The organism is Streptomyces endophyticus (assembly GCF_035798155.1).
GTDB lineage: Bacteria > Actinomycetota > Actinomycetes > Streptomycetales > Streptomycetaceae > Streptomyces > Streptomyces endophyticus.
On sequence record NZ_JAOZYC010000107.1, the window covers coordinates 1 to 22,138 of the forward strand.

General features: G+C 69.9%; 23 protein-coding genes, 1 rRNA gene and 1 pseudogene. 10 read left to right on the forward strand and 15 right to left on the reverse strand.

The genetic code is table 11. From position 1 onward, the window contains the following. A 16S ribosomal RNA gene (locus OKJ99_RS15540) occupies positions 1-70 on the reverse strand; the annotation flags it as partial. A gap of 553 nt (positions 71-623) precedes the next feature. Next, the gene (locus tag OKJ99_RS15545) at positions 624-1,265 is read right to left on the reverse strand and encodes a DNA-3-methyladenine glycosylase (RefSeq protein WP_326016803.1); all 642 of its coding nucleotides are present in this window, start codon (positions 1,263-1,265) and stop codon (positions 624-626) included. 114 nt (positions 1,266-1,379) lie between these two features. Here OKJ99_RS15545 and OKJ99_RS15550 point away from each other — a divergent pair, with 114 nt between their 5' ends. The 3 genes from OKJ99_RS15550 (at position 1,380) to OKJ99_RS15560 (ending at position 3,456) form a co-directional block, all read left to right on the forward strand. Further along, positions 1,380-2,162, forward strand: coding sequence for a sporulation protein (locus OKJ99_RS15550; protein WP_326016804.1), 783 nt, complete (start codon positions 1,380-1,382; stop codon positions 2,160-2,162). A 66-nt stretch (positions 2,163-2,228) separates the two neighbouring features. Next, positions 2,229-2,771, forward strand: coding sequence for a YbhB/YbcL family Raf kinase inhibitor-like protein (locus OKJ99_RS15555; RefSeq protein ID WP_326016805.1), 543 nt, complete (start codon positions 2,229-2,231; stop codon positions 2,769-2,771). A gap of 178 nt (positions 2,772-2,949) precedes the next feature. After that, entirely contained in the window at positions 2,950-3,456 is a 507-nt protein-coding gene (locus OKJ99_RS15560; RefSeq protein ID WP_326016806.1) for an HNH endonuclease, read from the forward strand. Positions 3,457-3,519: 63 nt separating this feature from the next. On the opposite strand, the gene OKJ99_RS15565 is transcribed toward OKJ99_RS15560, so the two are convergent. The 3 genes from OKJ99_RS15565 to OKJ99_RS15575 all read right to left on the reverse strand — a co-directional run bounded on the left by OKJ99_RS15565 (position 3,520) and on the right by OKJ99_RS15575 (position 5,913). Continuing rightward, positions 3,520-4,476 (reverse strand): SPFH domain-containing protein, encoded by a 957-nt coding sequence (locus tag OKJ99_RS15565; RefSeq protein ID WP_326016807.1) that lies wholly within the window; start codon positions 4,474-4,476, stop codon positions 3,520-3,522. Between the two features lie 136 nt (positions 4,477-4,612). After that, the gene (locus tag OKJ99_RS15570; RefSeq protein ID WP_326016808.1) at positions 4,613-5,047 is read right to left on the reverse strand and encodes an NfeD family protein; all 435 of its coding nucleotides are present in this window, start codon (positions 5,045-5,047) and stop codon (positions 4,613-4,615) included. Positions 5,048-5,115: 68 nt separating this feature from the next. Beyond that, on the reverse strand, positions 5,116-5,913 hold the full coding sequence (locus tag OKJ99_RS15575; RefSeq protein WP_326016809.1) for an ABC transporter ATP-binding protein: 798 nt from the start codon (positions 5,911-5,913) through the stop codon (positions 5,116-5,118). 165 nt (positions 5,914-6,078) lie between these two features. Between OKJ99_RS15575 and OKJ99_RS15580 the strand changes: the two genes are divergently transcribed. Next, a complete protein-coding gene (locus tag OKJ99_RS15580; RefSeq protein ID WP_326016810.1) occupies positions 6,079-6,861 on the forward strand; it encodes a hypothetical protein in 783 nt (260 codons plus the stop codon). 77 nt (positions 6,862-6,938) lie between these two features. Here OKJ99_RS15580 and OKJ99_RS15585 read toward each other — a convergent pair whose 3' ends face one another. From OKJ99_RS15585 to OKJ99_RS15600, 4 genes are all read right to left on the reverse strand, one after another. Further along, the gene (locus tag OKJ99_RS15585) at positions 6,939-7,178 is read right to left on the reverse strand and encodes a chaplin (RefSeq protein WP_326016811.1); all 240 of its coding nucleotides are present in this window, start codon (positions 7,176-7,178) and stop codon (positions 6,939-6,941) included. A 241-nt stretch (positions 7,179-7,419) separates the two neighbouring features. Continuing rightward, complete coding sequence (locus OKJ99_RS15590; RefSeq protein ID WP_326016812.1) at positions 7,420-7,665, reverse strand: chaplin; 246 nt, start codon at positions 7,663-7,665, stop codon at positions 7,420-7,422. Between the two features lie 172 nt (positions 7,666-7,837). Continuing rightward, complete coding sequence (locus OKJ99_RS15595; protein ID WP_326016813.1) at positions 7,838-8,479, reverse strand: response regulator transcription factor; 642 nt, start codon at positions 8,477-8,479, stop codon at positions 7,838-7,840. Beyond that, positions 8,472-9,650 (reverse strand): GAF domain-containing sensor histidine kinase, encoded by a 1,179-nt coding sequence (locus OKJ99_RS15600; RefSeq protein WP_326016814.1) that lies wholly within the window; start codon positions 9,648-9,650, stop codon positions 8,472-8,474. Before OKJ99_RS15600 ends, OKJ99_RS15595 begins: the two co-directional genes overlap by 8 nt. 185 nt (positions 9,651-9,835) lie before the next feature. On the opposite strand from OKJ99_RS15600, the gene OKJ99_RS15605 reads away from it, so the two are divergent. From OKJ99_RS15605 to OKJ99_RS15615, 3 genes are all read left to right on the forward strand, one after another. Beyond that, positions 9,836-10,531 carry an SDR family NAD(P)-dependent oxidoreductase gene (locus OKJ99_RS15605; protein ID WP_326016815.1) on the forward strand — a complete coding sequence of 232 codons (696 nt, stop codon included), beginning with the start codon at positions 9,836-9,838 and terminating at the stop codon, positions 10,529-10,531. Then, positions 10,531-11,613, forward strand: a complete 1,083-nt coding sequence (locus OKJ99_RS15610) for an S-adenosylmethionine:tRNA ribosyltransferase-isomerase (protein WP_326016816.1) — start codon at positions 10,531-10,533, stop codon at positions 11,611-11,613. The genes OKJ99_RS15605 and OKJ99_RS15610 overlap by 1 nt, the downstream gene beginning before the upstream one ends. A gap of 320 nt (positions 11,614-11,933) precedes the next feature. Then, the gene (locus OKJ99_RS15615; protein ID WP_326016817.1) at positions 11,934-12,677 is read left to right on the forward strand and encodes a transglycosylase SLT domain-containing protein; all 744 of its coding nucleotides are present in this window, start codon (positions 11,934-11,936) and stop codon (positions 12,675-12,677) included. Between the two features lie 103 nt (positions 12,678-12,780). Here the strand turns inward: OKJ99_RS15615 and OKJ99_RS15620 are convergent, their stop codons facing one another. Next, a complete protein-coding gene (locus OKJ99_RS15620; protein ID WP_326016818.1) occupies positions 12,781-15,309 on the reverse strand; it encodes an ABC transporter ATP-binding protein/permease in 2,529 nt (842 codons plus the stop codon). A 269-nt stretch (positions 15,310-15,578) separates the two neighbouring features. Between OKJ99_RS15620 and OKJ99_RS15625 the strand changes: the two are divergent. Then, positions 15,579-17,039 (forward strand): annotated as a pseudogene (locus OKJ99_RS15625) (streptophobe family protein); the annotation flags it as partial. A gap of 161 nt (positions 17,040-17,200) precedes the next feature. Continuing rightward, the gene (gene serB / locus OKJ99_RS15630; protein WP_326016819.1) at positions 17,201-18,442 is read left to right on the forward strand and encodes a phosphoserine phosphatase SerB; all 1,242 of its coding nucleotides are present in this window, start codon (positions 17,201-17,203) and stop codon (positions 18,440-18,442) included. Between the two features lie 76 nt (positions 18,443-18,518). Here serB and OKJ99_RS15635 read toward each other — a convergent pair whose 3' ends face one another. The 4 genes from OKJ99_RS15635 to OKJ99_RS15650 all read right to left on the reverse strand — a co-directional run bounded on the left by OKJ99_RS15635 (position 18,519) and on the right by OKJ99_RS15650 (position 20,989). Beyond that, positions 18,519-19,037: a SixA phosphatase family protein gene (locus OKJ99_RS15635; protein WP_326016820.1), complete on the reverse strand. Its 519-nt coding sequence runs from the start codon at positions 19,035-19,037 to the stop codon at positions 18,519-18,521. A gap of 84 nt (positions 19,038-19,121) precedes the next feature. Further along, complete coding sequence (locus tag OKJ99_RS15640) at positions 19,122-19,331, reverse strand: hypothetical protein (protein ID WP_326016821.1); 210 nt, start codon at positions 19,329-19,331, stop codon at positions 19,122-19,124. A 192-nt stretch (positions 19,332-19,523) separates the two neighbouring features. Further along, the gene (locus tag OKJ99_RS15645; protein WP_266725572.1) at positions 19,524-19,634 is read right to left on the reverse strand and encodes an SGM_5486 family transporter-associated protein; all 111 of its coding nucleotides are present in this window, start codon (positions 19,632-19,634) and stop codon (positions 19,524-19,526) included. 38 nt (positions 19,635-19,672) lie between these two features. Beyond that, positions 19,673-20,989, reverse strand: a complete 1,317-nt coding sequence (locus OKJ99_RS15650; RefSeq protein WP_407700704.1) for a CynX/NimT family MFS transporter — start codon at positions 20,987-20,989, stop codon at positions 19,673-19,675. A gap of 81 nt (positions 20,990-21,070) precedes the next feature. On the opposite strand from OKJ99_RS15650, the gene OKJ99_RS15655 reads away from it, so the two are divergent. Then, positions 21,071-21,757, forward strand: a complete 687-nt coding sequence (locus tag OKJ99_RS15655; protein ID WP_326016822.1) for a FadR/GntR family transcriptional regulator — start codon at positions 21,071-21,073, stop codon at positions 21,755-21,757. On the opposite strand, the gene OKJ99_RS15660 is transcribed toward OKJ99_RS15655, so the two are convergent. Further along, positions 21,741-22,082: a hypothetical protein gene (locus tag OKJ99_RS15660; RefSeq protein WP_326016823.1), complete on the reverse strand. Its 342-nt coding sequence runs from the start codon at positions 22,080-22,082 to the stop codon at positions 21,741-21,743. The genes OKJ99_RS15655 and OKJ99_RS15660 overlap by 17 nt on opposite strands. Positions 22,083-22,138 lie beyond the last annotated feature (56 nt).

Below are 22,138 nucleotides of genomic sequence, written 5' to 3' on the forward strand. Positions count from 1 at the left end.
ATCGTTCGACTTGCATGTGTTAAGCACGCCGCCAGCGTTCGTCCTGAGCCAGGATCAAACTCTCCGTGAATGTTTCCGGGATATCCCGGTGACACCACGAGAGCGGAACAGTCGGAGGAATAATCCGACCGTTCACAGCGTCCTCGCTGTGTTGCCCACCGAACCCCAAGAGGCCGGCAGGACTTTTCAAAGGAACCTCGTCCCAGCGAATGCTGGAGACGGGGTATCAACAAATTTTGGCGTTGATTTTTGGCACGCTGTTGAGTTCTCAAGGAACGGACGCTTCCTTTGTACTCACCCTCTCGGGCTTTCCTCCGGGCGCTTCCCTTCGGTCTTTCGTGTTCCCAACTCTACCAGATCCGTTTTCCGTTCCGTTTCCGGTTCGGATTTCATTTCCGGTGGCCGTTGGAGGGCCTTTGCCTTTCGGCGTGTCCACCACATTAGCCGAATCTCCCGGCAACTCATAATCGAGTTTCGCGGGCTCGAATTTCGGCATGCGAGCACGCCGAAAAGACCCCGCCGAGGGAAGTCGTAATGAGTGGTTTGGCCGCTTCCGGTGGTTGACTGAGAGCCAGTTCCGGCTTCAGCGGCTCGGGCCACATTACGGATCCCGTAGGGGCGCGTCAAGTTGAGCGACGGCGCGGCGTATGGGCCCGATAAGGGCTCACCGTCGGGTCGTTGGCGACCCAGAAGCGCCAGGGGTGGACGCCGCCCTCGCCGGACACCCCGGTGCGTGGACCGGTACGTACCTGGTCAGCGGGTACGGGGGTGCCGTGCAGGACGCTCAGGGAGGAGTCCGCCCGGGCACAGGCGTCGATGCCGTCCAGGGTTCGGTCCACGCCGAGCGCCGTGGCCATCCGGGCCGGGCCTTTGGCCAGTTCCTTGTCATGCCGGGCCGATAGTCGATGTTTGCGGGCCAGTTCGACGCCCTCGGTGATCTCGCCGGCGCGGAGCAGCACGGCGCTCGCCCTCCCCTCCTCGCCGCAGACCAGGTTCATGCAGTGCCACATGCCGTAGGTGAAGTAGACGTATACGTGTCCTGGCTGCCCGAACATCACGCTGTTGCGGGCGGTCCGGCCTCTGTAGGCGTGGGACCCGGGGTCGTTCGCGCCGTCATAGGCCTCGACCTCTGTGAGGCGGAGCTCGATCGGCCCGTCGGCGGTGTGCCGGACCAGCGTGCGCCCGAGCAGATCGGGCGCGACCTCCAGTACAGGTCGGTCGAAGAACTCACGTACGAGGGGCGTACGGTCAGGGGCCGTGATCATGCCCTCCGAGGGTAGTGGAGCGGGTGGGACAGGCGCTCGCGGAACCGGGCGTGGGTGTCCCGCGTTTGTAGTCAGCAGTATCAGCAGTGATTCGCACACGGAGGAGATCGAGGCATGGGGTTCAAGCGGCTGTTGGCGAGTCTGGGTGCGGGCGGGGCGTCCGTGGAGACGGTGCTCACCGAGGTCAATGTCGTGCCCGGTGGTGTGGTTCAGGGTGAGGTGCGGATCCAGGGCGGATCCGTCGACCAGGAGATCGAGGGGCTCTCCGTCGGCCTGCAGGCGCGGGTCGAGGTCGAGGGCAACGACCAGGAGACGAAGCAGAACATCGAGTTCACCAAGGTGCGGCTCGGGGGTGCGTTCGAGCTGAAGGCGCAGGCCGTGCACGCCGTTCCGTTCGGGCTTGAGATTCCGTGGGAGACGCCCGTCACGATGATCGACGGGCAGCAGCTGCGCGGCATGAACATCGGGGTGACGACCGAGCTGGAGATCGCCCGGGCCATCGACTCGAGTGACCTCGACCCGATCAATGTGCACCCGCTGCCGTCCCAGCAGGCGCTGCTCGACGCCTTCGTCCGCATCGGCTTCCGGTTCAAGAGCGCGGACATGGAGCGCGGACACATCCGGGGGACGCGGCAGAAGCTGCCGTTCTACCAGGAGATCGAGTTCCACCCGCCGCAGCAGTACCGGGGGCTCAACCAGGTGGAGCTGAGCTTCGTGGCCGACGACCGGGAGATGGACGTCGTACTGGAGATGGACAAGAAGCCGGGGCTGTTCAGCGAGGGCAGCGACACGTTCCGGTCGTTCGTCGTCGGGCACCACGACTTCCAGGGCACGGACTGGTCGGCGTATCTGCACCAGTGGCTGTCCGAGGTCGGCAGCAAGAGGAACTGGTTCTAGGGTTTCAGGAGCAGGGTCGACAGGCTCTGTGGAAGCAGTGTTTCCGTAGATCCAGGAGGTGTCGTTGTGACCGAGCAGCCCCAGAGGGCGTCGCTTCCTCATGACTTTCATCCGCAGGTGCCGTCGTTCACCGTCGTGAGCCAGGACTTCGAGCCGGGCGGGACGCTGGACGACGCGCAGGTGTACGCGGCCGGGAACACGTCGCCGCATCTGCGCTGGGAGGGTTTCCCGGCGGAGACCAAGAGCTTCGCCGTGTCGTGCTTCGACCCGGACGCGCCGACCGGCAGCGGGTTCTGGCACTGGAGCGTGTTCGACATCCCGACCTCGGTGACCGAACTGCCGGTGGGAGCCGGCAGCGGCAAGTTCGAGGGGCTTCCCGAGGGCGCCGTACAGGTGCGCAACGACTACGGGACGAAGGAGTTCGGGGGCGCCGCGCCGCCTCCCGGGGACCCCGCCCACCGTTATGTGTTCACCGTGTACGCGGTCGATCAGGAGAAGCTCGGCCCGGACTCCGATGCCACGCCGGCCTTCGTAGGGTTCAACCTGCGGTTTCACACGATTGCCCGGGCCCAGGTCATCGCCGAGTACGGGGCGCCCGCCGAGGGCTGATGTGCTCCCCAGCGTTCACTGAACGTTTGCCCGCCTCTGGTCATGGAATTGATCAGGGGCGGGCATTTTTTGCGGGGGGCTGCAGTTATTGCGTTGTCGATCTCGGCGTGCACGGCCAGAGTTGACGCACGGACGCCGAGGGGTGATCCGGTGCGTACGTGTACGGGAGGTGGGCAGGGTGCGAGACACACTGGTGCTGAACGCGAGCTTCGAGCCGCTCTCCACGGTGACGCTCAATCGGGCCGTCGTGTTGGTGCTGCAGGACAAGGCCGTCGTCGAGCAGGTCCACCCCGAGCTGCGCATGCGTGGTGCCGCGGTCGATATCCCGGTGCCCCAGGTGATCAGGCTGTGCAGGTACGTCCGGGTGCCGTTCCGAAGACGCGCGCCGTGGTCCAGGCGGGGCGTGCTCGTACGGGATCAGCACCGGTGCGCGTACTGCGGCAAGCGGGCGACGACCGTCGACCACGTGGTGCCGCGGTCGCACGGCGGTGCTGATTCGTGGTTGAACACGGTGGCGTCCTGCGCCGACGACAATCACCGCAAGGCGAACCGGACGCCCGAGCAGGCGGGGATGCCGCTGCTGCGGCAGCCGTTCGAGCCGACGCCCGCCGATGCGATGCTGCTGTCTCTGGGGGCCGGCGGGCGGGCCGGGCTGCCGGACTGGCTGGCGCGGACCGCCGCGTAGGGACATGACACGAGGGCCCGCCGACTTTGCGGTCGGCGGGCCCTCGTAGTGGTGTTCGGGGAGCTAGTCGATCGGGGGCTGCTCGCGGCGGGGCTGGGGCGGCGTCGGCATGACCGGCGGGGTCTTCGCGTCGCTGCCGCCCCCCATGCCGCCGAAGTTGCCGAACGCGCCCGAGAGGCCCTTGAGGGCGTCGCCGATCTCGCTGGGGACGATCCAGAGCTTGTTGGCGTCGCCCTCGGCGATCTTCGGGAGCATCTGCAGGTACTGGTACGAGAGCAGCTTCTGGTCCGGGTCTCCGGCGTGGATGGACTCGAAGACCGTACGGATCGCCTGGGCCTCGCCCTCCGCGCGCAGGGCCGCGGCCTTCGCCTCACCCTCGGCCCTGAGGATCGCGGACTGCTTCTCACCTTCGGCGGTGAGGATCTGGGACTGGCGGATACCTTCGGCGGTGAGGATCGCGGCGCGCTTGTCACGGTCGGCGCGCATCTGCTTCTCCATCGAGTCCTGGATGGAGGTGGGCGGCTCGATCGCCTTGAGCTCGACGCGGTTGACGCGGATGCCCCACTTGCCGGTGGCCTCGTCGAGGACGCCGCGCAGCGCCGCGTTGATCTCCTCGCGGGAGGTCAGGGTCCGCTCCAGGTCCATGCCACCGATGATGTTTCGCAGGGTGGTGACCGTGAGCTGCTCGATGGCCTGGATGTAGCTGGCGACCTCGTACGTGGCCGCCCTCGCGTCCGTCACCTGGTAGTAGATGACGGTGTCGATGTTGACGACCAGGTTGTCCTGGGTGATCACCGGTTGCGGCGGGAACGGCACGACCTGCTCACGGAGGTCGATGCGGTTGCGGATCGAGTCGATGAACGGGACGACGATGTTCAGGCCCGCGTTCAACGTGCGTGTGTAGCGGCCGAAGCGCTCGACGATGGCGGCGCTGGCCTGCGGGATGACCTGGATGGTCTTGATCAGCGCGATGAAGACCAACACCACCAGAATGATCAGGACGATGATGATCGCTGACATCGAGTCTCCCGTGCCCCTCGTACCGTTCGTACCGTCGTGGTTCCGGCGCCCTCGCGCCGGAAGATCATGAGGTCTTGCGCAGTCGAGTGTGTCAGAACTGCCCACGTGGCGGGGCTGGTTCGGTCCACATATCGGTTCACATGACGATCGCCGTGGCCCCCTCGATCTCGACCACGTCGACCTGGCGGCCCGGCTCGAATGTCGCCTCCGCGTCGAGGGAGCGGGCCGACCAGATCTCGCCGCCCAGCTTGATCCGGCCGCCCGCCTGTCCGTCGACGCGCTCGATGACGACGGCCTGCTTGCCCTTCAACGCTTCGATGCCCGTCGCCAATTGGGGTTTCTGGGCGCGGTGCCGGGCGGCCACGGGTCGTACGACCGCGATGAGCGCGCACGAGACGATCGCGAAGACGATCACTTGGAGGACCACACCGCCGCCCATGCCCGCCGTGATGGCGCCCGCGACGGCGCCGACGGCCAGCATGCCCAGTTCGGGCATGGCGGTGATGACGAGCGGGATTCCGAGTGCGGCCGCCCCGATCAGCCACCACACCCATGCGTCGATGTCTGCCACAGGACCATGGTAGATCCGCAACTGCCGCGCGGACAGGGGCCGTCCGGTCCGCGCGGGTGTGCCGAGGGTCAGCTCAGGGGCAGGCCGGTGGCGGTCCAGCGGCCGTTGTTCTCCTCGACGACCAGCGGGAGGCCGAAGCACTTGGAGAGGTTGCGGGAGGTGAGCTCGAGCTCGATGGGGCCCGCGGCGAGGATCTGGCCCTGGCGGATCATCAGGACGTGCGTGAAGCCGGGGGCGATCTCCTCGACGTGGTGCGTCACCATGATCATCGAGGGGGCGATCGGGTCGCGGGCGAGGCGGCCGAGGCGGCGCACCAGGTCCTCGCGGCCGCCGAGGTCGAGGCCCGCCGCCGGCTCGTCGAGGAGCAGCAGCTCGGGGTCGGTCATCAGGGCGCGGGCGATCAGCGTGCGCTTGCGCTCTCCTTCGGAGAGCGTCCCGAACCTGCGGTCCAGGTACTCGCTCATGCCGAGTCGGTCGAGGAACGCGCGGGCGCGCCGCTCGTCCATCTCCTCGTACTCCTCCTGCCAGCCGGCCGTCATGCCGTACGCGGCGGTGAGCACGGTCTGCAGGACGGTCTGCCGCTTGGGCAGCTTGTCGGCGAGCGCGATGCCGGCGACGCCGATCCGCGGGCGCAGTTCGAAGACGTCCGTACCGGGCTTGCCGAGGGTCTCGCCGAGGATCGTGGCGGTGCCACTGCTCGGGTAGAGGTAGCTCGAGGCGACGTTCAGGAGGGTGGTCTTGCCCGCGCCGTTGGGTCCGAGGATGACCCAGCGCTCCCCCTCCTTCACCGACCAGGAGACCTGGTCCACCAGAGCCCGGCCCTCGCGGACCACGGATACGTCCTCCAGCTCCAGTACATCGCTCATGAGCGCGTTGTCTCCCATTGCAGTCTCGTCTGTTCGCCGCGTCCGTCATGCCTTCGCATAGTTCCTGCTCGGCGCGGCCCCCAGGGAAAACCTACGCCACCACCCCCGCGGTCCATTCCATCGGTCGGGCTTTTGGCGGCTTTGCGGGCTTCTAAGGTGGGGCGCATGCTCACTGAACCACGCTCCGGACGGCTCGCAGCCTGGGGAAATGCCCTTCTTGGTGGATTTGTCGCGCCCGATGACGCGGCGCTCGCGATTGTCGGCGAGGACACATCGCACCGCGTGGCGGGACTTCCGGGCGAGGACGGGCCCGTCGGCCTGACGCTGGCGCTCGGCCGCCTGCGGGCGCTCGGCGTCGGCGGCCTGCGCGTGGCGCTGCCCGCGCCGGGGCATCCGCTGGGGCTCAGCGGGCCGCCGGAGTTCAACGCGCGGGCCCTGGAGGCCGAGGAGGCGGTGGTCTGTCGCGGCGCCGCGCTCGGGCTCGTTCCCGAGGTGCACGAGGTCGGGCCCGAGGGCGATGCGTATGTCCAGGTGATGTGGCACTGCCTGCCGGTGCGGGAGGCGCCGCCGGCGGATGTGCCCTCGCTCGGCCAGGCGGAGCGGGAGCTGGCGGAGGCGCTGCGGGACGCGACCGAGGTGTTGACGCGGCTCGACGTGGCCGGGTCGGGGCCGGTGTCCGAGGCCGCGGTGGACGCGTACCGGGCGCGGGCCGAGCGGGGGCGCGAGGCGCTGGCGCCGGGGTATCCGGGGCGGGCCGTGCGGGTGCTCGAGCTGGCGCAGCGGGTGGGGTTGTTGATCTCCGTGGCGTACGAGAGCGGGCACGGGGGCGCGGTGAGCGCCTCGGAGATGGGGGCGCGGGCGCTCGCGTTGCGCCCGGTGGAGCGGACGGCCCGGCGCGCGCAGGTGGCCGCGTACAACGCGTTCGTGGAGGAGCGGGAGCGGGGCTGAGAGCAGGGCCGGGAGAGGGGAAGGCCCCCACGGACCGGGTCCGTGGGGGCCTTCCTGTGCCTCAGGGGCAGCGAACCTCAGTTGTTCGCCGCGGTGTTGCCGAACGCCGGGTTCAGCAGACCGATGACGTTGACGGAGTTGCCGTCGACGTTCACCGGGACGTGAACCGGAACGCCGACGTTGTTGCCCGAGCCGACGCCCGGGGAGTTCGCGGCCACGCCGTCGGCTTCCGAGTCGGCGAAGGCGGCGCCGGCGGAGGCACCCGCGGCGAGACCGGCGACGGCGACGGCCAGGGCGGCCTTCTTGGCGATGTTCATGAGAAGCGTTCCTCCAGATATTGCGGTCCGACCCCAGCCGCGGGGTCGCACGCTGAGAAACGCGCGGGGCGCCCGGCAGACACGGGGCGAACACCTGATCCGCCCGATTGGATCAATAGGCCGACGAATCGACCAGCCGAGCCATCGAACAGGAGAGTTGCCCTCTGTGGGAGAGTTGCCCCGGAAATGCGGACCGGCCCCGCGGGGAAAACCCCGGGGGCCGGCGAACCCTGAGCACGCGTCAGCCGTTGTAGCCGTCGTTCGCGAACGCCGGGTTGAGGGCACCGATCACCGTGGCGGTGTTGCCCACGGCGTTCACCGGAACGTGGACCGGGGCCTGGATGAGGTTGCCCGAGCCGACGCCCGGGGACTTCACGGCGTGACCGTGGGCCTGCGCACCGTCGGTGGCGGAGGCGAGTCCGGCACCGGCGGCAACAAGGCCACCGGCCACGAGGGTGACGGCCGCGGCCTTCTTCAGGTTCTTCACTTCTGGGTCCTCCTAGCGGTCGCCGCGGCATGACCGCCGCAGCACGCATTGGAGAACGCGTCACCACCGAAAGGGATACGCCGTCCGGGGGACATCTACACGACGGTATGAATTCCAGAACGGAGTGCGACGTTCCGTGTTGCCGTCTCGTCGATGCGCCCGCGCGTGCCCCTCAGCCCGTGACGCCGTGCCGCACGGCCCACAGGGCGGCCTGGGTGCGGTCCGAGAGGTCGAGCTTCATCAGGATGTTCGAGACATGGGTCTTCACCGTCTTCTCGGAGAGGACGAGGGCGCGGGCGATCTCCCGGTTCGAACGCCCGTCGGCGATCAGGCCGAGCACCTCGCGCTCGCGCTCGGTGAGGGAACCGCCCCTCCCCTGCCCGTTGTTGGTCTCCTCCTGGGACAGCAGCGCACCCGCCACCTCGGGTTGCAGCAGGATGTGGCCCGCGTGGACGGAACGGATGGCGCCGGCCAGGGCGTCCGGGTCCACGTCCTTGTAGACGTAGCCGGCGGCCCCGGCACGCAGGGCGGGGACGACGGTGCGCTGCTCGGTGAAGCTGGTGACGATCAACACCTTGGCGGGGTTGTCGAGTTCACGGAGCCGGCGCAGGGCGTCGACTCCGTCCATGACCGGCATCTTGACGTCCATCAGGACGATGTCGGGCTTCAACTCCTCGGCGCGGGCGACTCCTTCGGCGCCGTCCGCCGCCTCGCCGACGACCTCGATGTCGCCCTGCACCTCCAGGAAGGTGCGCAGGCCCCGGCGGACGACCTGGTGATCGTCGACCAGCAGTACCTTGATCGGGTCAGCCACCGGGGACCTCCATCTCGATCGTGGTGCCCTTGCCGGGCTCCGATTCCACTGTGAGCCTGCCGCCGACCCCGCCCGACCGGTCCCGCATGGAGACGAGGCCCAGGTGGCGGCCCGCGCTGCGGATCGCCTTGGGGTCGAAGCCCGCTCCGTCGTCGGTGACGCGCAGCACGGCGCCCTGGCCGTGCTTGTCGAGCGTGACGCGCACCTTCTCCGCTCCGGAGTGGCGCAGCGCGTTGTGCAGCGCCTCCTGGGCGACGCGCAGCATCGCCTCTTCCTGGGCCGCGGGCAGCGCCTTTATGCCGCTGGTGGTGAAGGTGACGTGCGCGGAGTGGGCCCGGTCGAGCACCTGGGCCTGTGTGCGCAGGGTGGCCACCAGGCCGTCCTCGTCGAGCGCGGCGGGGCGCAACTCGACGACGGCCGCGCGCAGTTCGTCCGCCGCCTCCGCCGCGAGCTCCGCCACGTGCGCCAACTCCCCCTTGGCGCGCCCCGGGTCACGGTCCATCAGGGTCGCGGCGGCCTGTGCGGTCAGGCGCAGTGAGAAGAGCTTCTGGCTCACCGCGTCGTGCAACTCGTGGGCGATCCGGGAGCGCTCCTCGGCGATGGTGAGCTCGCGGCTGCGCTCGTAGAGGCGGGCGTTCGTGAGCGCGATGGCCGCGTGCTGGGCGAGGATCCCGAGCAGTTCCTCGTCGTCCTGCGTGAAGCCGCAACCGCCTTCTGGCTTGGGGCTCGGGGGGTGTGGGGGGTGTCCCCCCACAGAACGCAGCTTGTTCGCGAGGAAGAGCGCGCCGATCGTCTCCTCGCCGTCCTTGATGGGCAGGCCGAGGAAGTCCGACATGTCCGGGTGGGCGGAGGGCCAGCCCTCGAACCGCGGGTCCTTGCGGACGTCGGCGAGGCGCTCGGTCTTCGCGTCGTGCAGCATCGCGGCCAGGATGCCGTGCTGGCGCGGCAGTGGGCCGATGGCCTTCCACTGCGCCTCGCTGACGCCGTCCACGACGAACTGGGCGAAGCCCCCGTGGTCGTCCGGCACACCGAGCGCCGCGTACTCGGCGTCGAGCAGCTCGCGGGCCGAGGCGACGATCGTCTTGAGGACGTCGCGCACCTCCAGATGCCTGCTCATGGCGAGGAGCGCGGCGCTCACCGCGGCCAAGCCTGTACGTGGACCCTGACTCATGACCTCACCGTACCGGCGGGGTGTGACAGCCGGATCGGACCGATGGCGCCCTCCGCCTAGGTCGGTCGGCGTAGGGCGAAGGGCCCTGCGTTGTTGCTGCTCGCGTACGAGGTGCCGAGGGCCGCCGCGTTCCTACGTTGAGGGCACGACGCACAACGGATGACGTACTCAAGGGGACGGTTGTCATGACGGTAGCGATCATCACGGGGGCTTCGCGGGGGTTCGGGAGGGCGCTGGCGACGGCCCTGGCCGAGCGGGGCTGGGATCTGGTCCTGGACGCGCGCTCCGCCGGGCCGCTGGAGGACGTCGCGGAGCGGCTGCGCAAGCACGGCGGAGCGGTGACGGCCGTGCCGGGCGATGTCGCGGACGGCGGGCACCGGGTGGAGCTGATCGCCGCGGCATGGGAGCTGGGCGGGCTCGATCTGCTGGTGAACAACGCGAGCGTGCTGGGCGCGGAGCCCCTGGTGCCGCTCGACAGCCACTCGCTCGACGACTTCCGCGCGGCTCTTGAGGTCAATGTGGTGGCACCGCTCGGTCTGCTCCAGGAGGCGCTGCCGCTGCTGCGCGAGGCGCCGGCAGGGACGGTGCTCAGCATGAGTTCGGACGCGGCCACGGAGGCGTACCCCACCTGGGGCGGCTACGGGTCGACGAAGGCGGCCCTCGACCAGCTCGTGGCCGTGCTCGGGGTGGAGGAGCCGGGCCTGCGGGTGTGGGCGGTCGATCCGGGCGGGATGCGGACGGACATGCTGGCGGCGGCCGAGCCGGACGAGGACCTGAGCGAGGTGCCGCGCCCCGAGGACGTGGTCCCCGCCTTCCTGGGCCTCCTGGACCGACGCCCCGCGAGCGGGCGCTATTCGGCCGCGTCCCTCCTGGAGGCGTGATGGCGCTGGCGCTGCGGGTGCCCGAGGAGCTTTCGGCGCGGGTCCCGGCCGAGCAGCGGGGGCCCGGCCGGGACAGATCGTCCGTGCGTCTTCTGGTGTCGCGCGGCACCGATGCCACCCATCACCGGTTCCCCGAGCTGCCGTCCGTGCTGCGGGCCGGGGATCTGCTCGTCGTCAATACGTCTCCTACGTTGGCGGCCGCCGTGGACGGGAGGCTGGGGCACGCACGCGTGGTCGTGCATGTCTCGACGCGCGGCGACGACGGGCGCTGGGCGGTCGAGCTGCGGGACCCGGACGACCGGGGCACGACGCGGCCGCGCGCCGGAGGTCCCGCGGGGTCGGTGGTCGTGCTCCCCGGCGGCGTACGCCTCACCTATGAGGAGCCGCTGGCGGCCGGGAGCGAGCGGCTGTGGTGGGTGCAGGCGACCGGGGACGTGCCCGCGCTGCTCGGCCGGCGCGGGCGGCCCATCCGCTACTCGTACACGGAGCGGGATCAGCCGCTGGCGGCTTACCAGACGGTGTTCGCGCTGCCGTACGTCTCCGGGGCGGGCAGTGCGGAGATGCCGAGTGCGGCGCGGCCCTTCACGGAGTCGATCGTGTCGCGGCTCGTGAGCCGTGGTGTGCAGTTCGCGCCGATCACGCTGCATACGGGTGTGGCGTCCGCCGAATCGCACGAGCCTCCTTATGCGGAGCGTTTCGAGGTGCCCGAGGCGTCGGCCCGGCTGATCAACGCCGCGCGGGCCGCGGGGCAGAACGTCATCGCCGTGGGGACCACCGCCGTGCGGGCCGTCGAGTCCGCCGTCGACGGCGACGGGAGCGTACGGGCGGCCCGTGGCTGGACCGATCTCGTCGTGACGCCCGAGCGCGGGGTGAGGGTGGTGGACGGGCTGCTGACGGGGCTGCACGAGCCGGCGGCCTCCCACCTTCTGATGCTGGAGGCGGTGGCGGGGCGGGCCGCGGTGGACCGTGCGTATGAGGAGGCGCTGAGGGGGCGCTACCTGTGGCACGAGTTCGGCGACGTGCACCTCATCCTGCCGGAGGAGAGGCCTCACGCTGTGCGTTGCAGTGGCAACCGCGAGTGAGTTCAGGAGGGGGCGCGTGTGACGCCGCGCATAGGGCCCACGTCACGTACGAAGGTCCGTAGTGGATGAGTAAGGGACTTTGGTCCCGGTGTGGCACTGGGGCAGGAAGTCGGACATCGACTTCCTGTCCCTTTTCGTGCTCCCCCGGCCCACTACCCGGCTTCGTAGGTCACACCTTTGCCTCGGCATTTTGCGGCCGCTAAGAATGTCCATCGTTGTTCGGTGCCGCGGGGTCCTACCCGCGGCGTTCGTGTCCTAAACACGAGAGTCCGGTCCCCCGGTCTGCGAGCGACTTCCGTTCTTAGAGAGGTCCCCGTCTCATGTCCAAGCACAGCACCCCCGGCCATAGTCAGCTGACCCGCACCCACAAGTTCTCGCTGGCCGGTGTCGCCGCTCTCGGTGCCGCCGCCCTCGCGGTGACGCTGGTGCCGGGTCAGGACACCCAGGCCCAGGCGAAGGACGAGACGGTCGCCGCCGCCCCGGTCGCGTTCACCACCGACGCCGGTGCGAAGCAGATCAAGGACGTCCACGCCAGCGTCACCGACCAGCAGGCCGCCGCCAGCGAGAAGGCGAAGCAGGCCGAGGCGAAGGCGAAGGCCCGCGCGCAGGCCGCGGCGGAGAAGAAGGCCGAGGCCGAGAAGAAGGCCCAGGCCGAGGCCAAGGCGAAGGCCGAGGCGCAGGCGAAGAAGGAGCGCGAGGCCCAGGAGGCCGCCGCGCGTGCCGCCGCCCGCAAGCCGGTCTACGCCAACAACCTCGACGGCTGGATCAAGGAATCCCTCGCCATCATGAAGGACAAGGGCATTCCGGGTTCGTACGACGGCCTGCACCGCAACATCATGCGTGAGTCCGGCGGCAACCCGAACGCGGTCAACGGCACCGACGTCAACGCCCAGAACGGCACGCCCTCCAAGGGCCTGCTGCAGGTCATCCAGCCGACCTTCGACACCTACCACGTAGACGGCACCGCCAACAGCCTGACCGACCCGGTCGCCAACCTCGTGGCCGCTGCCAACTACGCGGCCGACAAGTACGGCTCCATCGACAACGTGGACAGCGCGTACTGATGCCTGTGGTGGGGACCTCTAGGTCCGGCACACGCTGAATCCCCCACGGCACGAAGGGCGGCACCCATAGGGTGCCGCCCTTCGTGTGTCCGCAGCAGGTCGCCTACTTGCGCATGACCTCGGGCTCGTGGCGGCGCAGCAGGCGCGCGACCGCGAAGCCGCAGGCGACGCCGAGCAGGATCAGGACCGTGAGGTTGAGGCCCCACTGGCCGGCGGAGTGCTCCCACAGCGGGTCCAGGTCGTTCGGCTTCTGCGGGTCCCACGGCGGCATCAGGCGGGAGAGGTCGAGCGTGGCGCCGGCGGCGCCGACCGCCCAGCGGGACGGCATCAGCCAGGCGAACTGTTCGAGGCCCACCGTGCCGTAGATCTGGAAGAGCACGCCGGTGAACACGACCTGGACGATCGCGAACATGACGAGCAGCGGCATCGTCTTCTCGGAGGTCTTCACCAGCGAGGAGATGACGAGCCCGAACATCATCGACGTGAAGCCGAGCGCGATGATCGAGATGCACAGCTCGGCGGCCGGCGGCAGCACAAGACCTTCCTTCGGAAGGTCACGTGTCGAGAAGCCGATGGCGCAGATGATGACGCCCTGGATGGCCGTGATGAAGCCGAGGACGATGACCTTGGACATCAGGTACGCGGAGCGGGACAGGCCGGTGGCCCGTTCGCGCTCGTAGATGACCCGCTCCTTGATCAGCTCACGGACCGAGTTGGCCGCCGCGGAGAAGCACATGCCGACGGCGATGATCAGCATGATCGTCCCGGCGTCGCCGTTGAACTTGGCCGGCGGCTTGGGCGGGCCAAGGCCGAAGTCGGCCGGGATGACCACCGAGACGATGCCGAGGACCGCGGGCAGGATCACCATCAGCCCCATGAAGCCCTTGTCCGAGGCGATCACCGAGCAGTAGCGGCGGATCAGCGTGATCAGCTGGGAGCCCCAGGGCTGCGTCTTGGGCGCCTTGATCGCGGCGGGCGGCGCCACCGGGTCCGACTGCGCGGCGACGGCGTCGATGTCGGCCGCGTACATCTGGTAGTGCTGCGAGCCCTTCCAGCGGCCCGCCCAGTCGTAGTCGCGGTAGTTCTCGAACGCCGAGAACACGTCGGCCCACGTCTTGTAGCCGAAGAAGTTGAGGGCCTCCTCCGGCGGGCCGAAGTAGGCGACGGCGCCGCCCGGCGCCATCACGAGCAGCTTGTCGCAGAGCGCCAGTTCGGCCACCGAGTGGGTGACGACGAGGACCGTGCGCCCGTCGTCGGACAGTCCGCGAAGGAGCTGCATGACGTCGCGGTCCATGCCCGGGTCGAGGCCGGACGTCGGCTCGTCCAGGAAGATCAGCGACGGCTTGGTCAGCAGCTCCAGGGCCACCGAGACGCGCTTGCGCTGGCCACCGGAGAGGGAGGTGACCTTCTTCTCCTTGTGGAGGTCCAGCTTGAGCTCGCGCAGCACCTCGTCGATGCGCTGCTGGCGCTCCTGCTCGCTGGTGTCCGCGGGGAAGCGCAGCTTGGCGGCGTACTTGAGCGCCTTCTTGACGGTCAGTTCCTTGTGCAGGATGTCGTCCTGCGGGACCAGACCGATGCGCTGGCGCAGCTCGGCGAACTGCTTGTAGAGGTTCCGGTTGTCGTAGAGGACGTCGCCCTTGTCGGCGGGGCGGTAGCCCGTGAGCGCCTTCAGGAGCGTCGACTTGCCGGAGCCCGACGGGCCGATGACCGCGATCAGCGACTTCTCCGGGACGCCGAAGGAGACGTCCTTGAGGATCTCCTTGCCGCCCTCCACGGTGACCGTGAGGTGGCGCGCGGAGAAGGAGACGTCACCGGTGTCGACGAACTCCTCGAGCCGGTCGCCGACCAGGCGGAACGTGGAGTGCCCCACGCCCACGATGTCGGTGGGGCCGAGCAGCGCCGTGCCGCCCTTGGGGATCGGCTGGCCGTTGACGTACGTGCCGTTGTGCGAGCCCAGGTCGTGGATCTCGAAGCGGCCGTCGGGCGACGCGTGGAACTCGGCGTGCAGCCGCGAGACCTGGAGGTCGGAGACGACCAGCTCGTTCTCCAGGGAGCGGCCGATGCGCATGACGCGGCCGAGTGCCAGCTGGTGGAACGTGGTGGGGCTGCGGTCTCCGTACACGGGCGGGGCCCCCGCGACCCCGCCGGCGCCCTGCTGCGGCACCTTCTGCGCCTGTGGTTGCTGCTGCCACTGCTGCCCCGGAGCCTCGCGCTGCTGGGGCGCCTGCGCCTGCTGGGACCAGCTCGGCTGCTGCTGGTACTGCTGCGGTGGCGGCTGCTGCGCGAGGCCCGCGGCCTGCTGCTGCGCCTGGTGCGGTGAGGCCACGGCGGCGGCGCGGGCGCTGCCCTGCGCGTTCAGGCACGGGCCGTCGGTGGAGTTGCCCAGGTGCACGGACGAGCCGGGGCCGATCTCCATCTGGTGGATCCGCTGCCCCTGCACGAAGGTGCCGTTGGTCGAGCCGTGGTCCTCAATGACCCAACTGCGGCCGCCCCAGCTGATCGTGGCGTGACGCCAGGACACCCGGGCGTCGTCGAGCACGATGTCGCCCTGCGGATCGCGTCCGAGGGTGTACGGCCTGGACGCGTCGAGCGTCCAGGTCCTGCCATTCAATTCCAGTACGAGTTCAGGCACTCCATGCCCCACTGAGTTGTCCCCCGAGTTTTGCCCCGTCATGGGGAGTCTAGGGATGTCGAACATCGTGAGGAACTATTTCAGGAAGCCCTCCGTGACCGAAAGGCGGGCCTTGCGCCGGGCCCGTTCGCACCTCCCGCACACCCCTTGGCACCCGCCCCGTTGACGGTACGGATGCGGCCCCGGAGAGTGGTAAGAGCCCACAACTCCGGGCGGATCATGAGCAATTGGGATCTCGGGGGCGAGGCGGGCGGATCGGGGGGTCCTTGATGGCCTTGGCGGAGAGCGGCCAAGACGCGAAGCGGCGCGCGCGTTCGCCCGTCGGCGATGTCCTGCTGTCCGCCGTGGCTGCGGTGAGCTGGGCTTTCATCGCCATGGCCGGAGTCTCGGCGCTCGGCCTGCACTTGCTGGAGGCCGACACGGTCGCTTCGCTCGGGCCGATGACGGCCGCCGTGGTGGCGCTCGGGGCGGGCGGGCGCGTGACGCCGTCCGGGGACGTCTCGGCCTTCGGGCTCAAGGGCGCGCAGGCGGACACCTCGATCGACGTCTGGCCGCTCGGCGTGGGCCTGGTGGGGGCGCTCGTACTGAGCTGGTTCTTCCTACGCTCCTTGCGGGCGGCGGGAGTTGAGGTGTCGCCCAGGGAACTCCTCGCGCGCGCGGGCGCCGTGGTGGCGCTCTTCGTGGCGATGATCGGCGGTCTCGCCTGGGCCGGTCACGACATCATCACGATCGACGGCTCGCAGTTGGGGCTCGACGACATCACGGGCGGCGGGAAGGGGTTGCCTGAGGGCATCTCGGACAAACTGCCGGGCGGGATCGGCGATTTGCTGCCCGACCGGGTCGGCGATCTGGTCGACGCGAAGGCCACCGTCGGGTTCACGGTGGAGACGGTCCCTTCGCTGCTCGGTGGCGCCGCGTTCGTGGTGGGTGTCCTGGTGATCGCCCTGCTCGCGTCGCGGCGCACTCCGCTGCCGCGCGCGCTCGCCCCGCTGCACCGGACCGTCCGCCCGGCCGCGTCGGCGCTCGTGGCGGTGCTGCTGATGGCGGTCGTCGCGGGCCTGGCAGCGGCGGCGTACGCGATGATCGGCGACGACCATCCGAAGCGGATCGCGGGCGCCGCGCTGCTCGGGGCGCCCAACGGGGTGTGGCTCGGCATCCCCCTCGGCCTCTTCGTGCCCTGGGACGGCAAGGCGACGGGTGAGCTCTCGAAGCTGTTGCCGGATCCGCTGGACGAGCTGCTCAGGGCGTCGGCGAACGAGCCGGTGACGCTGGGGCGGCTCGCGGAACTCGACGGCAGGGTGTGGCTGTTGGGCGTCGCGGTGGCCGTGATGATGCTGCTCGCCGGGGTGCTGACGGCGGTGCGCTCGCCCGTGACGCGGGGCGTCTGGGGGTTCGCGGGGCGGTGCGCGTTGCGGCTGGGGGGCGTGACGGCGCTCGCGCTGCCGCTCCTTGTGTGGCTCACCGACGTGTCGGCGGGGGCCTCGCTCTCGGTCCTCGGCTTCGACGCGTTCGGCGCGGGCATCGAACTGCACGGGCGGATCGGGATGGCGGTGCTGCTCGGGGCGGCGTGGGGAGCGGCGGCGGGGGCGCTCGGCGCGGTGCTGGCGTATGCGACCGGGAGGGCTCGACCGGTGCCGTCGGCGGATGGCGGGGCGGGTGGTTCTTCGGGGCCGTATCAGCCGAGTCGTCCCTATCGGCCGGCGAATCCGGATACGAATCCGTATCTGCGGCCGTATCGGCCGTGACGGTGGTCCGAGGTTGCGGTCGCGGGGCTCTGCCCCGGACCCCGCTCCTCAATCGCCGGAGGGGCTTGATTTGCCGGAACCGGTGCTTGGCCGATGGAGGCCTTGATTGCGGTGGCCGTACAAAGGACCGATAACGTAGACCCATCATGAGCGCTTCGCAGCCCCAGCCCACCGCTGATGCCCCTCCCGTGGACGTTCCGGCGGACGTCCCCACTCTCCTGGTCAAGATCTTCGGCAAGGACAGGCCCGGCATCACCGCCGGGCTCTTCGACACCCTCGCCGCCTACTCCGTGGATGTCGTCGACATCGAGCAGGTCGTCACGCGTGGCCGGATCGTCCTGTGTGCCCTGGTCACGCAGCCGCCCGCCGGTCTCGAAGGGGATCTGCGGTCGACCGTCCACAGTTGGGCGGAGTCGATGAAGATGCAGGCGGAGATCATCTCCGGCATCGGCGACAACCGTCCGCGCGGCACGGGCCGCTCCCACGTCACCGTCCTCGGTCACCCGCTCACCGCCGAGTCGGCCGCGTCGATAGCGGCCGCCATCACCGGCACCGGCGGCAACATCGACCGCATCTTCCGGCTCGCGAAGTACCCCGTGACGGCGGTCGAGTTCGCGGTGTCCGGCACCGCGACGGAGGAGCTGCGCACGGCCCTCGCCACCAAGGCCGCGAAGCTGGGCGTGGACGTGGCGGTCGTCTCGGCCGGGCTGCACCGGCGCGCGCAGCGGCTCGTCGTGATGGACGTCGACTCGACGCTCATCCAGGACGAGGTGATCGAGCTGTTCGCGGCGCACGCGGGCTGCGAGGACAAGGTCGCCGAGGTGACGGCGGCGGCGATGCGCGGCGAGCTCGACTTCGAGCAGTCGCTGCACGCGCGCGTGGCGCTGCTCGAAGGGCTCGACGCCTCGGTCGTGGAGAAGGTGCGCAGCGAGGTCCAGCTGACGTCGGGCGCGCGCACCCTGATCCGTACGCTCAAGCGTCTCGGTTACCAAGTAGGGGTCGTGTCCGGCGGATTCACGCAGGTCACGGACGACCTGAAGGAGCGCCTCGGGCTTGACTTCGCGCAGGCGAACACCCTGGAGATCGTCGATGGCAAGCTGACCGGCAGGGTCACGGGCGAGATCGTGGACCGCGCGGGCAAGGCGCGCCTGTTGCGCAGGTTCGCCGCCGAGGCGGGGGTGCCGCTCGCGCAGACCGTGGCGATCGGTGACGGCGCGAACGACCTGGACATGCTGAACGCGGCCGGGCTCGGTGTCGCCTTCAACGCCAAGCCGGTTGTGCGCGAGGCCGCGCACACCGCGGTGAACGTGCCGTTCCTCGACACGGTGCTGTATCTGCTGGGCGTCACGCGCGAAGAGGTCGAGGCCGCGGACGCACAGGGCGCGTAGACGTCATGCGTGGGGCCCGGTACCGATCGTCGGTACCGGGCCCCACGTCGTACGTATGACGGACGGGCGGTGGCAATTACTCGCTCGGCGCCCAGTAGTCGACGAGCGTGGCGGTGCCGGGCTCCAGGCTCTTCCAGGGTCCGGTGAACGTGAGCACGGAGAACGCGGCGGTCGGGAAGCCGCGCCGGTTCAGCCGCTGCCGGGCGTCGCCCTCGGCATCCGCGGCGAGGATCTCGGAGAGGGCTTGTACGCCGGGATTGTGGCCGATCAGCACGGCATCGTGCACGTCGTCGGGCGTCTCGTTCAGCACGGCGATCAGTTCGCCGGGAGACGCTTCGTAGATCCGCTCCTCGTAGACGGTCTTCGGTCGCTCCGGCATTTCCTGCACGGCGAGCTTCCAGGTCTCACGGGTACGCGTGGCGGTCGAGCACAGGGCCAGGTCGAAGGAGATGCCTGCGTCGGCCAGCTTGCGGCCGGCGACGGGGGCATCCCTGCGGCCCCTCTCGGCGAGCGGCCGCTCATGATCGGAGACCTGGGGCCAGTCCGCCTTGGCATGCCGGAAAAGGACAATCCTGCGGGGTTCTGCGACGCTCATGCGTCCCAGCTTCGCATGAAACCCTCCGCCGGGCGCAGGGAGTTGACGGGGTCGCCCGGCACGAGTGAACGACGTACGGATTCGCTAGCGGAGCACCAGGTCCTTGGCGCGGCCCAGGATGTGGACCAGGCTCGGCTCACCCGCGACGGCCTGGGCGTCGACCGGGTTGAGGATCAGCAGGAGCAGCGCCACGAAGGCCACGGCCGGGAGCACGATCGCCCACCACGGCAGCCGGATGTCGGCTCGCCCCGTGGCTGCCGCCGTACGGGGCCGGGAGGGCGTGGGGGCTGACATGGACATGGCTGCTGCCTCCGGGGTCCGTGTTCCGTGCGTGCGCTTCGTGCGGTGCGCCGACGGTCTCGGCGACACTTCGAAGGTACGGAACCGGGGACCTCGGTCCCATCCGGTGATCCACCCACTTCACCCTGACACTGGCCCCCTAGGGGATGGTGGAGTTAACCCCACCCCACCCCCGCGGACCCGCCCCTACGGTGCGGCGATGGACGCGATGATGCCGACGACGACGGTGACGGCCAGCATCGCGCCGAGCACGAGGAGCAGCTTCTTCTGGCCGTTCTGGGGATTCGGCTCGAGCACAGGCGACATGCGGCAAGTGTCGCACCTGTCCCCGCCCGTCAGGACGCCGGGGCCGCCTTGGCCGCCGCGCCCGCCTCGTCCTCGACGGTGCGATTGCGGCCCGCGAACACGCCCACCACGATCTGCGGCACCATCAGCGCGGCCATGAGCGCGATCGGCGCGCCCCAGCCACCGCTGTGCTGGTAGAGGACGCCGACGAGCAGCGGTCCGGGGATCGAGATCAGGTAGCCGGTGGACTGCGCGAAGGCGGACAGCTTGGCGACACCCGCGCCCGAGCGGGCACGCATCCCGACCATGGTGAGCGCGAGCGGGAAGGCGCAGTTGGAGATGCCGAGCAGCAGCGCCCACGCCCAGGCGCCGGAGGCCGGGGCGAAGTACAGGCCCGCGTAACCGGCGAGACCGCACAGGCCGAGGGCGATCACCATCGGCCCCTGGCTGGGCAGCCGGGCGGCCATGCGCGGGATGACGAAGCCGAGCGGGATGCCCATCGCCATGGTGACGGCGAGCAGCACGCCCGCGGTCGACGCGGAGACCCCCGAGTCGCGGAAGATCTGCGCCATCCAGCCCATCGTGATGTACGCGGCCGTGGCCTGGAGCCCGAAGAAGACGGCGAGCGCCCAGGCGGTACGGCTGCGGGCGATCCGCAGACCGCTTCCTTCGGAGGCCGCCGCGGACTCGGCGGCGGGCGACGCGGCGGCCGCCATGGTCGACGTGTCCTTCTTACCCACGAGCGGCAGCCAGGCCAGGGCCGCCGCGACGGCGAGCACCGCCCACACGGCGAGCCCGGCCTGCCAGTCGCCGCCGAGCGCCGAGGTCACCGGCACCGTCGCGGCGGCCGCGGTGGAGGTGCCGAGCGCGAGGGCCATCGAGTACAGGCCGGTCATGCTGCCGACCTTGTCGGGGAACCAGCGCTTGACGATGACCGGCATCAGCACGTTGCTGACGGCGATGCCCATCAGGCCGAGCGCGCTGGCCACGAGGAAGCCGGCGGTGCCGCCGGTGAACGGCCGGATGACGAGGCCCGCGGCGATGGCGAACATGCCGGCGCAGACGACGGTGCTCGGGCCGAAGCGCTTGGCGAGCCGGGGCGCCATCACCCCGAAGACCGCGAAGCAGAGCGGCGGCACGGAGGTGAGCAGCCCGGCGACGCTGCCGCTCATCCCGAGCCCGTCGCGGACCTCTTCGAGGAGGGCACCGAGGCTGGTGATGGCGGGCCGCAGGTTCACCGCGGCGAGCACGATGCCGACCATGACCAGGCGGATCACCCACGCGCGCGGGGCGGGCGTCTCGATCCGTATGGGGGTCTCGGGGTCGGCGCTCGGCGGTGCCATCGTCGGGGTTTCCTCACTAGCCATGAGACCCATCTTAGAATCATGGGATGATTGGTTGTCCAATCGGTTCGCTACCGTACGACCTCCTCCGCACGAAGGAATGTCATGCCGCTGACCTCGCCCCAGCGCTCGGCTCTGTCCGAGCAGGTCATCTCCGCCCTGCGCACCCAGATCTCCTCGGGCGAGTGGCCGGTGGGCTCCCGCATCCCGACAGAGCCGGAGCTCGTGGAACAGCTGGGTGTGGCCCGGAACACGGTGCGGGAGGCGGTGCGCGCCCTCGCGCACAACGGCCTGCTGGACATCCGGCAGGGCTCGGGCACGTACGTCGTGGCGACGAGTGAGCTGGCGGGCGTCATGCAGCGGCGCTTCGCGGACGCCGACCCGCAGGACATCGCGGAGCTGCGCGTCACGCTGGAGTCGAACGCGGCGAAGTTCGCGGCGAAGCGCCGCACCGAGCGCGACCTGAAGCAGCTCGACGCGCTCCTCCTGCGGCGCGAAGAGGCCTGGTCGTCCGGCGACACGGAGGCCTTCGTCGCGGCGGACAGCACGTTCCACCTGGCCGTGGTGGCCGCGTCCCACAACGAGGTACTGACGGCGATGTACGCGGACCTCGGCGAGGTCATGCGGGACTGGCTGCGCGAGGACGTGGGCGAGCGGCTCACCGCGGAGAACCACATGGACCACGCCACGCTCGTCGACGCGATCCGGGTGGGCGATGCCGAGGCCGCCGCCAAAGAGGCCGCGCGCTATCCGTTCGACTGCCGCCCCGGCCGGCTCACGGCGCCCGCTTGAGGTGACTGACCCAGGCGGTCCGCACGTTCTTCCAGCACCGGCCGTCCAGCCGCAGGGTCTCGGCCGGGAACACCGTCTTCGGGCGTGAATCGGTGTCGATGTCCCACCACTCGTCGCACTCGATGTGCAGGGCGACGCGGTCGATCGTCGGATACGGGTTGTGACAGCTGGCGCTCACGAGGTCACGGTCGATGTCGATCCGGCATGCGGCGCCGGAGGGCGCCCGCCGCTTCTCCGGCTTCTCGTCCGACACCGCGTCGTAGGGCAGCGTGAACAGCAGGGTCAGCGCGGCAAGGGTGGGGACGACGCGGCGTGAGAAACGCAAAGGGGACCTCCTCGCACCAGCGTGCGTGGAGGTCCCCTCGGCCCGCCCGGCCGGTG

Coding starts and splice junctions, on each gene's coding strand:
- OKJ99_RS15635 (WP_326016820.1), bottom strand. CDS start 19,037: ATGAGCGTCGCAGAACCCCGCAGGATTGTCCTTTTCCGGCATGCCAAG.
- OKJ99_RS15565 (WP_326016807.1), bottom strand. CDS start 4,476: ATGTCAGCGATCATCATCGTCCTGATCATTCTGGTGGTGTTGGTCTTC.
- OKJ99_RS15600 (WP_326016814.1), bottom strand. CDS start 9,650: ATGAGTCAGGGTCCACGTACAGGCTTGGCCGCGGTGAGCGCCGCGCTC.
- OKJ99_RS15650 (WP_407700704.1), bottom strand. CDS start 20,989: ATGGCTAGTGAGGAAACCCCGACGATGGCACCGCCGAGCGCCGACCCC.
- OKJ99_RS15615 (WP_326016817.1), top strand. CDS start 11,934: ATGTCCAAGCACAGCACCCCCGGCCATAGTCAGCTGACCCGCACCCAC.
- OKJ99_RS15605 (WP_326016815.1), top strand. CDS start 9,836: ATGACGGTAGCGATCATCACGGGGGCTTCGCGGGGGTTCGGGAGGGCG.
- OKJ99_RS15575 (WP_326016809.1), bottom strand. CDS start 5,913: ATGAGCGATGTACTGGAGCTGGAGGACGTATCCGTGGTCCGCGAGGGC.
- OKJ99_RS15640 (WP_326016821.1), bottom strand. CDS start 19,331: ATGTCAGCCCCCACGCCCTCCCGGCCCCGTACGGCGGCAGCCACGGGG.
- OKJ99_RS15580 (WP_326016810.1), top strand. CDS start 6,079: ATGCTCACTGAACCACGCTCCGGACGGCTCGCAGCCTGGGGAAATGCC.
- OKJ99_RS15550 (WP_326016804.1), top strand. CDS start 1,380: ATGGGGTTCAAGCGGCTGTTGGCGAGTCTGGGTGCGGGCGGGGCGTCC.
- OKJ99_RS15545 (WP_326016803.1), bottom strand. CDS start 1,265: ATGATCACGGCCCCTGACCGTACGCCCCTCGTACGTGAGTTCTTCGAC.
- serB (WP_326016819.1), top strand. CDS start 17,201: ATGAGCGCTTCGCAGCCCCAGCCCACCGCTGATGCCCCTCCCGTGGAC.
- OKJ99_RS15655 (WP_326016822.1), top strand. CDS start 21,071: ATGCCGCTGACCTCGCCCCAGCGCTCGGCTCTGTCCGAGCAGGTCATC.
- OKJ99_RS15610 (WP_326016816.1), top strand. CDS start 10,531: ATGGCGCTGGCGCTGCGGGTGCCCGAGGAGCTTTCGGCGCGGGTCCCG.
- OKJ99_RS15585 (WP_326016811.1), bottom strand. CDS start 7,178: ATGAACATCGCCAAGAAGGCCGCCCTGGCCGTCGCCGTCGCCGGTCTC.